This window comes from Parahaliea aestuarii, from assembly GCF_008064635.1.
GTDB lineage: Bacteria > Pseudomonadota > Gammaproteobacteria > Pseudomonadales > Halieaceae > Parahaliea > Parahaliea aestuarii.
On the sequence record NZ_VRYZ01000010.1, the window covers coordinates 71,623 to 86,317 of the forward strand.

Annotated in this window: 9 protein-coding genes; 5 read left to right on the forward strand and 4 right to left on the reverse strand. The window is 64.9% G+C overall.

The window, feature by feature from the left end; translation table 11 throughout:
* The first annotated feature begins 2 nt into the window (after window positions 1-2).
* Together FVW59_RS18705 and FVW59_RS18710 are read left to right on the forward strand one after the other, a co-directional pair.
* On the forward strand, window positions 3-1,298 hold the full coding sequence (locus tag FVW59_RS18705) for an adenylosuccinate synthase (protein WP_148065904.1): 1,296 nt from the start codon (window positions 3-5) through the stop codon (window positions 1,296-1,298).
* A 123-nt stretch (window positions 1,299-1,421) separates the two neighbouring features.
* A complete protein-coding gene (locus tag FVW59_RS18710; protein WP_187275970.1) occupies window positions 1,422-3,260 on the forward strand; it encodes a sensor domain-containing diguanylate cyclase in 1,839 nt (612 codons plus the stop codon).
* Between the two features lie 11 nt (window positions 3,261-3,271).
* On the opposite strand, the gene FVW59_RS18715 is transcribed toward FVW59_RS18710, so the two are convergent.
* From FVW59_RS18715 to FVW59_RS18730, 4 genes are all read right to left on the reverse strand, one after another.
* Entirely contained in the window at window positions 3,272-3,685 is a 414-nt protein-coding gene (locus tag FVW59_RS18715) for a helix-turn-helix domain-containing protein (protein ID WP_148065906.1), read from the reverse strand.
* A 140-nt stretch (window positions 3,686-3,825) separates the two neighbouring features.
* Window positions 3,826-5,793 (reverse strand): M48 family metallopeptidase, encoded by a 1,968-nt coding sequence (locus tag FVW59_RS18720; protein ID WP_148065907.1) that lies wholly within the window; start codon window positions 5,791-5,793, stop codon window positions 3,826-3,828.
* 38 nt (window positions 5,794-5,831) lie between these two features.
* A complete protein-coding gene (locus tag FVW59_RS18725; RefSeq protein WP_148065908.1) occupies window positions 5,832-6,428 on the reverse strand; it encodes a LemA family protein in 597 nt (198 codons plus the stop codon).
* Window positions 6,429-6,490: 62 nt separating this feature from the next.
* The gene (locus tag FVW59_RS18730; protein ID WP_148065909.1) at window positions 6,491-8,638 is read right to left on the reverse strand and encodes a molybdopterin-dependent oxidoreductase; all 2,148 of its coding nucleotides are present in this window, start codon (window positions 8,636-8,638) and stop codon (window positions 6,491-6,493) included.
* A 199-nt stretch (window positions 8,639-8,837) separates the two neighbouring features.
* Between FVW59_RS18730 and FVW59_RS18735 the strand changes: the two genes are divergently transcribed.
* From FVW59_RS18735 to FVW59_RS18745, 3 genes are all read left to right on the forward strand, one after another.
* Window positions 8,838-10,286 (forward strand): circularly permuted type 2 ATP-grasp protein, encoded by a 1,449-nt coding sequence (locus FVW59_RS18735; protein WP_148065910.1) that lies wholly within the window; start codon window positions 8,838-8,840, stop codon window positions 10,284-10,286.
* A complete protein-coding gene (locus tag FVW59_RS18740) occupies window positions 10,283-11,218 on the forward strand; it encodes an alpha-E domain-containing protein (RefSeq protein WP_148065911.1) in 936 nt (311 codons plus the stop codon). Before FVW59_RS18735 ends, FVW59_RS18740 begins: the two co-directional genes overlap by 4 nt.
* Before the next feature lie 104 nt (window positions 11,219-11,322).
* On the forward strand, window positions 11,323-14,661 hold the full coding sequence (locus FVW59_RS18745; protein ID WP_148065912.1) for a transglutaminase family protein: 3,339 nt from the start codon (window positions 11,323-11,325) through the stop codon (window positions 14,659-14,661).
* Window positions 14,662-14,695: the final 34 nt, after the last annotated feature.

A 14,695-nucleotide genomic window follows, 5' to 3' on the forward strand; every position in this document is an offset into this window, starting at 1 on the left:
GCATGAGCAAGAACGTAGTGGTTCTCGGCACCCAGTGGGGTGACGAGGGCAAGGGCAAGATCGTCGACCTGCTGACCGACCAGGCCAGCGCCGTAGTCCGCTTCCAGGGCGGCCATAACGCCGGCCATACCCTGGTCATCGACGGCAAGAAAACCGTCCTCCACCTGATTCCTTCGGGCATCCTGCGCGACCACGTGCAGTGCCTGATCGGCAACGGTGTGGTGCTGTCGCCGGAAGCGCTGCTGAAGGAAATCGGCGAACTGGAGGCCAACGGCGTACCGGTACGCGAGCGCCTGCGCATTTCCCCCGCCTGCCCCCTGATCCTGCCTTACCACGTGGCCCTGGACCAGGCCCGCGAGGCGCGGCGCGGCGAGGAGAAAATCGGCACCACCGGTCGCGGCATCGGCCCCGCCTACGAAGACAAGGCCGCTCGCCGCGGCCTGCGCCTGGGCGACTTGCAGGACGAAGCGCGCTTCGCCCGCAAACTGCGAGAGGTGATGGATTTCCATAATTTCCAGCTGGAGCACTACTACAAGGTAGAACCGCTGGACGTCGACAAGGTGCTGGCCGATACCCTTGCCATGGGCGGCCAGTTGCTGCCGATGATGGCCGATGTCACTGCCATCCTGCACGAGTACCGCAAAACCAGCGCGCGCATCATGTTCGAGGGCGCCCAGGGCTCCCTGCTGGACATCGACCACGGCACCTATCCCTTCGTGACCAGCTCCAACACCACCGCGGGCGGCACCGCAACCGGCTCTGGCTTCGGCCCGCTCTACCTGGACTACGTGCTGGGCATCACCAAGGCCTACACCACCCGGGTGGGTTCCGGTCCCTTCCCCACCGAGCTGTTCGACGCCACCGGTGCCCGCCTGGCCGAGCGCGGCCACGAGTTCGGCGCCACTACCGGTCGCCCGCGCCGCTGCGGCTGGTTCGACGCCGTGGCCCTGCGCAACGCGGTCAACATCAATTCCGTATCCGGCCTGTGCCTGACCAAGCTCGATGTGCTGGACGGTCTGGAGAGCATCCAGATCTGTGTCGGTTACGCCGACGTGGACGGCAACCCGGTACCCAATCCCGTCGATTCCGATGACTACGAAGGCCTGGTGCCGGTGTATGAGGTAGTACCCGGCTGGCAGGAGTCGACCCTCGGCGCCAAATCCCTGGATGAACTGCCCCAGGCCGCGGTGGATTACATCCACAAGATCGAGGAAGTGGTCGGCGCTCCCATCGACATCATTTCCACCGGCCCCGACCGGGTGGAAACCATTGTCCTGCGCCACCCTTTCGACGCCTGACCGGCGGCCTTTCCCCTCGCAGATGCCGGCCTGCGTTGCGGCCGGCATCCCGACCTGTGAACCCGGTCAAGTTTTAGTCATCGCCGGGCTGTTGTTTATAGCGCCGCCTCTATAATGCGCGCGATGCCCGATCTTATCCCTCTCAACAAGGCCGCCCCGATCCGCGCCGTCATTGGCCTGGCTGCACTGCTGCTCCTGCTGTTGGCACTCCCGGCCCCGGCGGCGGAGAGTCGTGATGCGCAGTCGATACCCCTGGTCAGCATCGATCAGGCGCTGGCGGGGTGGAAGCTGTACGACGGCTGGCGCTTTCATGTGGGCGACGATCCCGCCTGGGCCGATCCCGGTTTCGACGACAGCCAGTGGCAGCGTGTCGATCTTTCCCACCGCTGGTACCCGTCACAGGAGAACGCTTCGCTGTTTGGCTGGTACCGACTTCGCCTGCAACTGACCGGGGACAGAGAAACCAACGAAGGCCGGCTGGCCGGACTCGGGGTGCAACTGGGTCAGGTGCTCAATGCCTATGAGTTGTACCTGGGCGGCAAGCGGATTGGCGGTGTGGGCCGGCTGCCACCCTCTACCGCTACCGGCATCAACTATGATCGCAAGCAGATTTTCCCGGTGCCTCGCAGCGCGCTCTCAGAAGAGGGCGAGCTGGTACTGGCGATCAGGGTGTGGGCGGGTAGCGAGGTCCTCGGGGAGCACTGGGGCGTCGGCCCCTACAACGGCGATTTCCAGTTGGGGCGCTACGACCGGCTATTGATTGGCCTGGTGGTCTCGGAAATGCCGGGCCTGCTGCTCAGTACACTCTGCGCCGCCTTCGGGCTGTACCACCTCTACCTGTACTGGCGCAATCGTCATCTGGACAGCCTGCTCTGGTTTGGCCTGCTGGCATTGGCCATCAGTGTCTACAGCCTGATGCTGAACCAGTGGCGGACCTATCTGGGCTGGGAATTTCTCGTCTACAAAAAACTCGAGTTCGGCGCCATCTATCTGGTGCCCCCTCTGTCGCTGCAGACAGTCTGGCGCCTGCTGGACGAGGAGATGGGGCTGGGTCTGCGCCTGTATCAGCTTAGCTTCCTGGTAATGGGCTTTATCTGGCTGGTGATACCCGGGCTGGAAATTCATCTGCAGACCCTGCTTCTCTGGCAGCTGTGGCTGCTGCCCGCCCTGGCACTGACCGGTTGGCTGGTCATTTCCCGCGCCCGGCGGGGGCACCGTGAGGCGCGCACCATTCTGGTGGGCGCGATCATTTTCATTGGCGCCTGCCTGCACGATATTCTGCTCGACCTCAAGACCGAAGGCACCGGCCGCCTGATCCCTCTGGGTTTCTTTGCCTTTCTGATGTCGATGGCGGTATCGCTGGCCAACCGGTTTACCGCCATACTGCAGGGACTCGAGGCGAGGGTGGCGGAGCGCACTGACGAGCTGGAAGCCGCCAATCGCCTGCTGACCGAGGCGGCGCGCATCGACCCACTGACGGGGCTGCTCAATCGGCGCGGATTCATCGCCGAGGCCGGCAGCGAAATTCGCCGGGTGTTTCGCACCCGCCGCAGTTTTTCCGTCGTTCTCACGGATATCGACCACTTCAAATCCGTCAATGACCGCTATGGCCATGCCACTGGTGATCACGTGCTGTCGCGCGTTGCGTCACTGCTGAGTGACGAGATTCGCGATGTCGACAAGCTGGCGCGCTGGGGCGGCGAGGAGTTCATCCTGCTGCTGCCGGAAACCGAGCCCGAGGGGGCGGCGGTGCTGGCCGGCAAACTGCGCGAGCGAATTGCCGGCAACCTGTTCGAATACGACGGCCAGCGCCTCGGAGTCACCATGACCTTCGGCGTGTCCGAGTTCCGGCGCGGCGAGAGCCTGGAATCCTGTATTGCCCGGGCTGATGCCGCCCTCTACCGGGGCAAGGGAGAGGGGCGCGACCGGGTAGTGCTTGGCCTTGCAACCGGGGTAGCCTGACCCGGCGCGGATCAGTGCAGCCAGTGCCGGCCCTGCTCGCGACGCAACTTGTACTCGCTGTAGCTGAAGCCGGTCCAGCGCCGGAAGGCGCGGTAGAAAGAGTTCACTTCCAGGTATCCCAGTTCGTCAGCCAGGCACTTGCCCGGAAGCCACATCGTTTTCAGGCGCTGCTCACAGCGGTACTGGCGCGCCCTGTCCAGCAGGAACTGGTAGTGGGTGTGATCCGCCCGCAGGCGCCGTCGCAGGGTGGTACAGCTCATGCCAAGTTGCCGGGCGACACTCTCCGCCCGCAGGCGCGACAGGTCGCCATCCAGCAGAATATCCAGCACCCGGTCGGTGGTACGTGACAGGGGGAAATAGGGGAGTTTGTCCGCGGCCGGCCCCACATCCCGGCAGCCGCGGTGATCTGCGGTTTTGAGTTCCATAGCCAAACGTCCTTGTTCGGGTTATAGAGTCGATGGTTCCGGCGGGCGACCGTCCCTGGCCGCGCGCCTGATGTCAGCATAGCAGGGGCTGGCGGGGCCGCCACCCGGGGCGCTGGCGCTGGCCGCATTTGGTGGATTGTTCAGCGTGTTGTCACTTGCCAGACGCCGGCATCGGGCACCGGGCAATCCATGACCGCCGCCACGCTGTGGACGATCTCCCGCTCGGCGCCACTCACCTCGCCGTCAGCCCCGGCCACCCTGGCCATGGCCTTGAGAACCCGCGGTTTCAGCAGCGGGTAGCAGTCCGCCAGGGTGGTGACCGCCCGGCTGAAGTCTGCAACCGTGCTCTGCGCCGGTGGTAGCAGTCGCAGGCCGGGCAGGGCAAGCTCCCGGGCGGCGTCTGTCACCGCCTGCTGCGGGTCGCCGCCGGCCTCCCGGGCCAGCACCGAAAGTACAATGGCCAGTTCCCGTTTCACCCGCGACAGGCGGGCGTGGCGCGGCCGGCTCGGTTTGACGCGGAAGAACTCCGGATCGAGGTAGTGTCGCAACAACTGGAACAGGCACCACTCAAACAACTCGGTGCTGCGGTCGGCCCGGATCAGCGCCAACAGGCAGCGTTTGTAGGCCCGGTACTGGCCGGCAGAAATGCTTTTCAGGGCCGGCAGGCACAATTCCACCAGCGGCAGGCGTTGGCAGGGGGCGAGGGCGGCCACGCCGGGTGCCAGGGTGTTCACCAGTTCCGGCAGGCCCTGGATGCCGGTGTCGGCCACCTGTTGCATCTGGGCCTGGCGTATCGATGCTTCATCACTCACCAGCAGGGCCAGGGTCAGGGCCTGGGCGCCCACCGGGTTGTGGGCCTGCTGTAAAAAGGCCACCGGTAACTGGTGGCGGTCTGCGGTCGACTGCTCCTGTTGTTCCGGTGTGGGTTCGAAGTCGGCATCGCTGCCGCTTTCGCTGGCAGACTCGTCGAGGGTGGCGCCGGCCAGCGCGGCGGCGACCAGTGCCGCGCGCCCGACACCGGCTTCGCCGCTGCCCGGGCGGCTGGGTTCACCCTGGTAGTGCTGGATAGGGCGCTCGATGTAGCGCCCGTCCCAGTGCGGATCGATTCTGCGGATGCGCTGCTCCAGTGGCGGATGCGTGGCGAACAGCTGCCACAGGGAGTGCTCGATCTGGCCGAAGAAAATATGCGACATCTCCGCCGCTCGCGCGGCGTGCACCAGCGTGCCGGGCAGGTAGCCGCCGATCACCTTGAGGGCGTCGCCGATGCCCTCGGGGTGGCGGGTGTACTGCACCGCGCAGGCGTCCGCCAGAAATTCCTTCTGGCGGCTGATGGCGGCCTTGATAAAGCCGGCCGCCAGACCCCCGATCCAGCCCAGTACCAGCAGGGCCAGCCCCAGCACCGGCAGTGCCGCGCCACCCTCGCCGCGGCGGGCGCCGAGGCCGGTGCGGACACGATTGGAGGAGCGCAGCAGCATGTGGCCGACATCGCCGACGAAGGTAATCCCCTTGAGCATGGCGGCCAGGCGGATATTGAGGCGCATGTCGCCATTCAGTATATGGCTGAATTCATGGGCGATGACGCCTTGCAGTTCGTTGCGTTTCAGGTGTTCGAGAGTGCCGCGGGTAACCGCGATCACCGCGTCGGCCGGTGTAATGCCGGCGGCGAAGGCATTGATTCCGCGCTCGCCGTTGAGCACATAGACCGCAGGCACCGGCATATTGGCCGCCAGCGCCATCTCCTCCACCACGTTGAGGCAGCGTCGCTCCAGGCGGTCGCGGGTCTGTGGCAGCAGGCGGCTGCCGCCCATGGCCTCAGCCACCACCTTGCCGCCGGTGGACAACTGCAGCCACTTCAGCATCACCACAAAGGCCACGGTGGCGGTGATGGCGAGCCCGATAGCGCCAAAGCGGGCCCAGCTGAAATAGGACCAGAAGCCCGCCAGGCCGCCGCGGCTGCCGGCGTAGACATTGTAGTCCTGGGAAAACCACAGGAATGCGGCGACCACGGCGTTGGTCAGCATCACCAGCAGCAGTACGGCGAACAGGAACAGCAGCAGCAACAGGCGTGCATTGCGGCGGGCGTTATCCTGTTGCTGGAAGAAATCCATGCCTGGCGTCTATGGGTGCTGAGCCCGACGGAGCGGGCTCAGAAGCTGACTTTGGGCGCGGCCTGGATCTGGGCGGAGTCGTCGAATTCCAGCAACTGGGCGTCCGCGGGGTGGCCGAACTTGCCGGCGAAGAACACCGGTGGGAAGCTCTGGCGATAGGTGTTGTAGGCCATCACGGCATCGTTGTAGCCCTGGCGGGCGAAGGACACGCGATTTTCCGTGTTGGTCAGTTCCTCGGACAGCTGCTGCATGTTCTCCGAGGCCTTGAGATCCGGGTAGGCTTCCATGGTCACATTGAGTTTGCCCAGCGCGCCCTGCAGGGCGTTTTCCGCACTGGCCAGTTTGTGCATGGCCTCGCCGCCCACATTGCCGTCGCTAACGGCTTTGAGTATGGCGGCGGCATCGTTGCGCGCGGTGGTGACGGCCTCCAGGGTTTCGCGCTCGTGACCGAGGTAGGCTTTTGCCGTCTCCACCAGGTTGGGAATCAGGTCGTAGCGCCGCTTGAGTTGCACCTCGATCTGGGAGAACGCGTTGAGGTAGCGGTTCTTCAGCGTGACCAGCCGGTTGTAGATGCTGATGATGTAGATCACCAGCCCCAACAGGACCAGCCAGAACAGGATTGTGCCTATTTCCATGTTGTTCTCTCCCCGGGTTTTCCCCGAGTGTAGCCGAGACCGGTGTCGCTACAAAGCGCGCGTCAGGCGGCGCTGACCGAAACCGGGACGCCGTTCACGGCGGCGTTGCCGGACAGTTCGTCCAGCGCCAGTTCATCGGTGACATCGTTGCAACTGACACCGGCGTGCTGGCTGGCGGTGCCGAGGCGGGTGTGCGGCCGGTGATGGCCGAAACCGTGGGGCAGGCTGACCACGCCGGGCATGATGTCCTCGCTCTCCTCCAGCGCGACTCGCACTGCCCCGGCGCGGGAGCGCAGGGTCACCTCCATGCCGTTGCTCAACGCCCGTTCAGCCATGTCCGCGGGATGCATCAGCAGGGTGCAGCGTCCCGGCCCTTTCACCAGGCGGTGGTAGTTGTGCATCCAGGAATTGTTGGAACGCAGGTGCCGGCGTCCGATCAGGCGCAGCTCGCCCCCGCTGTCGCCGGCAAAATCCGACCGCAGTCGCGCCAGGTCCGCGAGCGCCTGTGGTGTCGCGCAGTCGATGGTTTTTTCCGCGCTGCGCAGGCGCTCCGGGAGTTGTGGTTGCAGTGGCCCCAGGTCGACGCCCGAGGGTTGCTGGCGCAGTCGCTCGATATCCAGTTTCAGTTCGTGCTGATCGCCGTAGGGCCCGAGCTTGAGGCCGAAGTCGATGATCTGGTGCGGCGGCGGAGCGTCCTTGTGCTCCTGCTCCAGAGCTGCTGCCACGCGCCCGGCCAGGGCGTTGAAAATCTCCCAGTCGTGCAGGCTGCCCTCAGGCTTCTCGAACACCGCCTCGCTGAAGCGCGCGGTGTTGCGCATGGCGTTGACGTGGAAAGCGAGGTCGTAGTGATCGTGTTCCAGCGGCGAGGTAGGGGGCAGGATGATGTCGGCGTGGCGGGTGGTCTCGTTGATGTAGGGGTCCAGCGACACCATGAAGTCCAGTTGTTCCAGTGCGCTGTCGAGCTGGCGACCGTTGGGGGTGGACAGCACCGGGTTGCCGGCCCCGGTAAATAGGGCGCGAATCTGTCCCTCACCAGGCGTGGTGATTTCCTCGGCCAGGGTGGAGGCGGGCAGTTCCCGGTCGAATTCCGGCAGGCCGCGCACCCGGCTGCTGTGACGCCCGAAGCCGCCGGGGCTGACGCTCTGCATCTGGTCCACTGCCGGCAGGGTGAACAGGGAGCCGCCCGGTTTGTCGAGGTTGCCGGTGGCGATGTTGATGAGCTGGATGAGCCACTGGCAGAGGGTGCCGAAACGCTGGGTGGACACGCCCATGCGGCCGTAACAGATGGCGGCGCCGGCGGCGGCGAAATCGCGGGCAATGCTTCTGATGGTGTCCGCGTCGATGCCGCAGTGGGCGGCGGCGAATTCGGGGGTGAAGTTTTCCAGCGCCTCCGCTACCGTATCCAGGCCCTTTGTATAGGGGCTTAGGTGGCCGGGGTCCGCGAGCCCTTCGCCAAGCAGGGTATGCAGGAGGGCGGCCAGAAACAGTGCATCCGTGCCGGGTGTAATAAAAAGATGTTCACTGGCCAGCGCTGCCGTCTCGGTGCGGCGCGGGTCGATTACCACCAGCTTGCCGCCGCGCTTTTTGAACCCGGTGATGCGGCGGCGGATGTCCGGCACTGTCCAGATACTGCCGTTGGAGGCCACCGGGTTGGCGCCCAGCATCAGGAAGTAGTCGCTGCGGTCGATGTCGGGAATCGGGAACATCAGCTTGTGACCGAACAGCCACAGGGCTACGAGATGGTGCGGAAGCTGGTCTACCGAGGTGGCGGAGAAACGGTTGTCGGTGCGGAAGTGGCGAAACAGCTGACCCTGGTGGGTCATCATGCCGTAGTTGTGCACGGTGGGATTACCCATGTAGATGCCGAGGGCATTGACCCCGTGTTCCCGGGTGGTGCGCACCAGACCCTGCGCTGCACTATCGAGCGCTTCCTCCCAGCTGATGGCCTGCCAGGACAGGCCGCCATCGTCGCCAACCACTTTTTTTACCGGGCCGCGCAGGCGGTCCGGGTCTTCATGGATGTCCTTGAGGGCAACGGCCTTGGGGCAGATGTGGCCGCGACTGAGAGGATCGTCGGGGTCGCCCTTGATGCTGATGATCTCCTCGCCACGGGTTTCAATCAGCAGTCCACAGATGGCTTCGCAGAGGTGGCAGGCGCGGTGGTGCAGGCGGCTTTCGCCGGTGTCCGGAGCGTCATTGTTCAGTGGCATGGCGGCAGTCCGTCAGTGAGATTATCGTTTGCCACAGTGTAGCGCCTGCCCGGCCGGTCTTGAAGGGCGCTATCTTGTCTGGCTCTATAGCGATGCCTGCGGCTTTGCGCTACTCTCAAAGTAACTTCCCACAGTTGCGGTTTCCGGTGGCCCGCGGTCACCCCTCCGCTTTATTGGAATGAGGGGCGAAGCAGAAGCGATGAACAATCACTGGTCTTCGTATCAGCCGGGGTCGTTTTACGACGAACTGATTACCGGCCGTGGATCTCCCCGCACCGCGGCGCGCGGTGCCATCAACCTGTTTCAGCAGCTTGACGCAGACGAGATGGCCGCCCGGCGCGAGGCGGCGGAACTGGCCATCCGCGAGATGGGCATTTCCTTCACGGTGTACACCGAGGGCGGCAACATCGACCGCGCCTGGCCCTTCGACATCATCCCCCGGGTTATCTCCGCCAAGCAGTGGAAGAAGGTCAGCCGCGGCCTGATGCAACGCAGTCGCGCCCTGAATTGCTTTATCGACGACATCTACAACAAGCAGCGCATCCTCGCCGAGGGCATCGTGCCGGCGGATATCGTGCTCGAATCCAGCAATTACAAACCCCAGTGCCAGGGCATGTCACCGCGCTACGGCGTCTGGGCCCACATTTGCGGTTCCGACCTGGTGCGCAACGCCGACGGCAGGTTCTACGTACTGGAGGACAACCTGCGGGTGCCGTCAGGCGTCTCCTACATGGTGGAAAACCGCGAGATCACCAAGCGGGTACTGCCCGAACTGTTTGAAAACTACAGCATCCTGCCGGTGGATGATTATCCGTCCCAGTTGTACCGCACCCTCGCCTCGCTCTCGCCGCGGGACCGCAAGCGGCCCTGCATCGTGGTGCTGACGCCGGGCATCTACAACTCCGCCTATTTCGAGCACGCCTTCCTGGCCCACGGCATGGGCGCGGAACTGGTGGAGGGGCCGGACCTTATTGTGGGCGACGACGACTGCGTGTACATGCGCACCGTCGACGGCCCCATGCGGGTGGATGTGGTCTACCGCCGCATCGACGAGGATTTCATGGATCCGGAAGCGTTCCGCGAGGATTCGGTGCTGGGAGTACCTGGCCTGATGCGCGCCTGGAAGGCGGGCAAGGTGGCCATCGCCAATGCCCCCGGCAGCGGCGTGGCCGACGACAAGGTGGTCTACGCCTATGTGCCGGAGATGATCCGCTACTACCTGGGCGAGAAGCCGCTGATCGACAGTGTGCCGACTTACCTGTGCATGGACCCGAAGGATCGCACCTACGTTCTCAACAACCTCGACAAGCTGGTGGTCAAGCCGGCCAATGAGTCCGGCGGTTACGGCATCATGGTGGGCCCCCACGCCAGCGCCGCCACCCGTCGCCGGTTTGCCGGGCTGATCGAGAAAAACCCGCGCAATTACATCGCCCAGCCGACCCTGTCCCTGTCCACCGCCCCCACCTACTGCGACGGCGGCATCGAGCCCCGCCACCTCGATCTGCGCCCGTTTATCCTGCAGGGCAAGGACAGCTGGGTGACGCCCGGGGGGCTGACCCGGGTGGCACTGGTGAAAGGCTCACTGGTGGTGAACTCCTCCCAGGGCGGTGGCAGCAAGGACACCTGGATCGTGGAGGGCAAGGCATGACCATGCTGTCCCGGGTTGCAGAGCGCCTGTACTGGAAGGCGCGCTATCTGGAGCGGGCCGAGGACATCGCCCGCCTGGTGGGCAGCTACCACCTGTTGATCATGGATATCCCCCGCGGCGCCGAACTGGGCTGGGATGTACTGCTGCGTATCCTCGATGCCGAGCCGCAGTTCTACAGTCGCTACCGCACGGCGAGCGAGCAGAACATTGTCAAATTTCTTGTGTCGGATACGGACAATCCCGGCAGCGTGGTCTCCTCCGTGCGCAGTGCGCGGGAGAACGTGCGCACCACCCGGGAAGTGCTGCCGGAAGAAACCTGGGAGCAGGTCAACGAACTCCACCTGTTTGTGAAGGAAGCGGCGGACAGGTCCATTGGCCGCCGCAATCGCCAGGCCTTTCTCGACGAAGTGGTGAGCCGCTGCCAGATGATCAACGGTATGCTGCAGACCACCCTCAGCCGCGATCACGCCTACCGTTTCACCCGCCTCGGGCACCTGATCGAGCGCTGCGACATGACCACGCGGGTAGTGGATGTGGGAGTGATGGAGCTGCTGGAGAGGGACAGCCGCTTCGCGGCCATCGACCCCCTGGTCTGGAGTTCGCTGCTGCAGTCACTGTCGGCGCTTGGTGCCTACCGGCGCACGGTCGGTCCGCTGCTGGACGGTACCTCGGTGGCGGAATTCGTACTCAAGCAGGGCGATCATCCCCGTTCTGTGTTGTACTGTCTGCGCGGCATGCGCGACGCGGTCAAGGCGCTGAGCAACAACGACGACGTCATGCGGCATATCGAACGCATGCGCCGCAAACTGGGCCGGCTGCGGGCAGAGCAGCTCGAACCGACCGAGTTTCACCGTTACATCGATGATTTCCAGTTGCTGATCAACCAGTTGCATGTGTTGATCGGCGATACCTGGTTCCACCCGGAGACCTGAGGCGACAATCCTGGCCCGCCAGCCGATTGAGCAGTCGGGAGCGTCTAGCGGCAGTGTCCGCCAGCGACAAGTGATATGAACGACAGCAACCCAGGAAGCCAACCATGAGTATTCGCGTTGCCGTGCGGCACAACACCTACTACCGCTTCGATCGCCAGGTATCGCTGTCGCCGCATATTCTGCGTCTGCGCCCCGCCCCTCACTGTCGCAACCGCATCTACAGCTATTCACTGAAGGTGCAGCCACAGCCGCACTTCATCAACTGGCAGCAGGACCCCTTCGGCAACTTCCTGGCCCGCCTGGTGTTCCCGGAAAAGGTGAACCATCTCAGTGTGGAAGTGGAGGTGATCACCGACATGACGGTGATCAACCCCTTCGACTTCTTCGTGGAGGATTACGCCGGGCACTATCCTTTCAGTTACGACGCGGCCAGCCGCAAGGAACTGGCTCCCTACCTGGAAATCACCGACGACGGCCCGCTGCTCAAGGCCTGGCTACAGCAGGTGTCGCGGGACAAAACTCCCATCAATGACTTCCTGGTGGCGCTCAACCAGCGCCTGGAGCGCGACATCGAGTACAACGTGCGCATGGAACCGGGGGTGCAGACCTGCGAGGAGACCCTGGAACTGGGCCGCGGCTCCTGCCGCGATACCGGCTGGCTGCTGGTACAGGTCCTGCGCCACCTGGGCCTGGCGGCGCGCTTCTGCTCGGGTTACCTGGTGCAGCTGGCGCCGGATATGAAATCCCTCGACGGTCCCTCCGGCCCGACCGCGGATTTCACCGATCTGCACGCCTGGTGCGAAGTGTTCCTGCCGGGGGCGGGCTGGGTCGGCCTTGATCCCACCTCCGGCCTGTTCGCCGGCGAGAGCCATATTCCCCTGGCATGTACCCCATCGCCGATCTCCGCGGCGCCGATTACCGGCGCCACCTCCAAGTGCGAAGTGGAATTCAGTTACGAGAATGTGGTGGAGCGCATCCACGAGGACCCGCGGGTCACCAAGCCCTACAGCGAGGGTCAGTGGCAGGCGATACAGGCGCTGGGGCAGGCGGTGGACGCGCAACTGGAGGCCGGCGATGTGCGCCTGACCATGGGCGGCGAGCCGACTTTTGTTTCCATCGATGACATGGATTCGGCGCAGTGGAATGTGGCGGCGCTGGGTGAGCACAAACTGAAGCTGGCCAAGGATCTGCTGATCCGCCTGCGCGAACGCTTTGCGCCCGGCGGCCTGCTGCACTACGGCCAGGGCAAGTGGTATCCCGGTGAGCCCACCCCGCGCTGGGCGCTGGGTTGTTTCTGGCGCGCCGATGGCGAGCCCCTGTGGCAGCAACCGGAGCTGCTGGCGCGGGTGGACCGCAAGTACGGCCACGAATTGCCCGAGGCGGAAGCCTTCATCCACGCCCTGGCGAAGCGCCTGGCGCTTCCCGCCGACTGTGTGCAGCCCGCCTACGAAGACAGCCTCTACTACCTGTGGCGTGAGCAGCAAACGCCGGACAATCTCGATCCCGCCAGTGCCGACCTCAAGGACGGCCAGGAGCGGAGGCGCCTGGCGCGCCTGCTGAGCCGCGGCCTCAATGAAGCCAGCGGTTTCATCCTGCCGGTCGAGCGCCAGGAGGGTGGCCCCTGGCTGTCCGGTCGCTGGAAGCTGCGAGCTGATCGCATCAACCTGATTCCGGGCGACTCCCCGATGGGGCTGCGCCTGCCACTGGATTCGCTGGACCTGCCCGAGGACGAGGCCGAACTGCTGGTACCGGAGCGCGACCCCTTCGCGCCGCGCCAGCCGCTGGCGCCGATCACGCGGCTGCAAGGCGCGGGGGAAGCGCCGGAAAACGAGACGCCACCGGCCTCTGCAGCGGTGCCCTGGGTGATTCGTACCACGCTCTGCGTCGAGCCGCGCGACGGCAAAATACATGTGTTCCTGCCGCCGCTGGAGTACCTTGAACACTATGTCGACCTGCTGCAGGCGGTTGAATCGGTGGCGACAGCGCTGCAACTGCCGGTGGTCATCGAGGGCTACGAGCCGCCCCGGGACCCGCGCCTGACCCGCCTGCTGGTGACTCCCGACCCCGGCGTTATTGAAGTCAATATCCACCCTGCCCCGAGCTGGCAGGCGCTGGTCGACAATACCCACATCCTCTACGAGGAAGCGCGCAAGGCGCGACTGGGCACCGAGAAGTTCATGCTCGACGGGCGCCACTCGGGTACCGGCGGCGGCAATCACGTCACCCTGGGCGGCCAGCGTCCGGAAGACAGCCCCCTGCTGCGGCGCCCGCACCTCTTGCAGAGCCTGGTGACCTACTGGCAGCACCACCCGGGCCTGTCCTACCTGTTTTCCGGCTTGTTTCTCGGCCCCACCAGCCAGGCGCCGCGGGTGGACGAGGGCCGCGACGAAATGCTCTACGAGCTGGAGATCGCCTTCAGCCAGCTGCCCGAGGGGGAGGCCACCGCGCCCTGGATTGTGGACCGGGTGATGCGCAACCTGCTCATCGACATTACCGGCAACACCCACCGCTCCGAGTTCTGTATTGACAAGCTCTATTCCCCCGGCACTGCCAGTGGCCGCCAGGGTATTCTGGAATTTCGCGGCTTTGAAATGCCGCCCCACCCGCAGATGGCGCTGGTGCAGATGCTGCTGTTGCGCAGCCTGGTGGCGCGATTCTGGGATCAGCCCTATCGCGCGCCGCTGGTGCGCTGGGGCACCCTGCTGCACGACCGCTTCATGATGCCCCACTATGTGTGGGCGGATGTGAAGGATGTGGTGGCGGATCTCAACGATCACGGCATCCCGTTCCAGCTGGATTGGCTGGCGCCCTTCGAGGAATTTCGCTTCCCCCATTACGGCAACCTCGATATCGACGATATCAACCTGGAGCTGCGCTGGGCCATCGAACCCTGGCATGTACTGGGCGAGGAGGTCAGCAGCTTTGGCACCTCGCGCTATGTCGATTCCTCGGTGGAGCGCCTGCAGGTGAAGCTCTCCGGCCTGACGCCGGGCCGCCACCTGCTGGCCTGCAACGGGCGCCGGGTGCCCCTGCGCAGCACCGGTCGCCAGGGCGAATATGTCGCGGCGGTGCGCTACCGCGCCTGGCAACCGCCCTCGGCCCTGCACCCGCGCATCGGCATTCACGCGCCGCTGGTGTTCGATGTCATCGATACCTGGAACGGCCGCTCCATCGGCGGCTGCACCTATCACGTCTCCCACCCGGGCGGGCGCAGCTACGACACCTTGCCGGTGAATGCCTTCGAGGCGGAGTCGCGCCGGGTCAGCCGCTTCTGGCAGGCCGGGCACAGCCAGAGCATCCTGCCGCCGGTGGGGGGGCTGGACAGTATCCGCGAGTTCTTCCCCCACCAGCAGCCGCCGCGGCCGATGGCGCCGCCGCCGGAAGAACCCGCCGGCGAGTACCCCCATACCCTGGACCTGAGGCGCCCGGTCTGGCCATGCTGATGTATAGATTCGCCATGTCGCGGACCGGTGCATC

What these genes read in the sequence shown, in the direction of transcription:
- FVW59_RS18705 (WP_148065904.1), top strand. Translation starts at nt 3, where the DNA reads ATGAGCAAGAACGTAGTGGTTCTCGGCACCCAGTGGGGTGACGAGGGC.
- FVW59_RS18710 (WP_187275970.1), top strand. Translation starts at nt 1,422, where the DNA reads ATGCCCGATCTTATCCCTCTCAACAAGGCCGCCCCGATCCGCGCCGTC.
- FVW59_RS18715 (WP_148065906.1), bottom strand. Translation starts at nt 3,685, where the DNA reads ATGGAACTCAAAACCGCAGATCACCGCGGCTGCCGGGATGTGGGGCCG.
- FVW59_RS18720 (WP_148065907.1), bottom strand. Translation starts at nt 5,793, where the DNA reads ATGGATTTCTTCCAGCAACAGGATAACGCCCGCCGCAATGCACGCCTG.
- FVW59_RS18725 (WP_148065908.1), bottom strand. Translation starts at nt 6,428, where the DNA reads ATGGAAATAGGCACAATCCTGTTCTGGCTGGTCCTGTTGGGGCTGGTG.
- FVW59_RS18730 (WP_148065909.1), bottom strand. Translation starts at nt 8,638, where the DNA reads ATGCCACTGAACAATGACGCTCCGGACACCGGCGAAAGCCGCCTGCAC.
- FVW59_RS18735 (WP_148065910.1), top strand. Translation starts at nt 8,838, where the DNA reads ATGAACAATCACTGGTCTTCGTATCAGCCGGGGTCGTTTTACGACGAA.
- FVW59_RS18740 (WP_148065911.1), top strand. Translation starts at nt 10,283, where the DNA reads ATGACCATGCTGTCCCGGGTTGCAGAGCGCCTGTACTGGAAGGCGCGC.
- FVW59_RS18745 (WP_148065912.1), top strand. Translation starts at nt 11,323, where the DNA reads ATGAGTATTCGCGTTGCCGTGCGGCACAACACCTACTACCGCTTCGAT.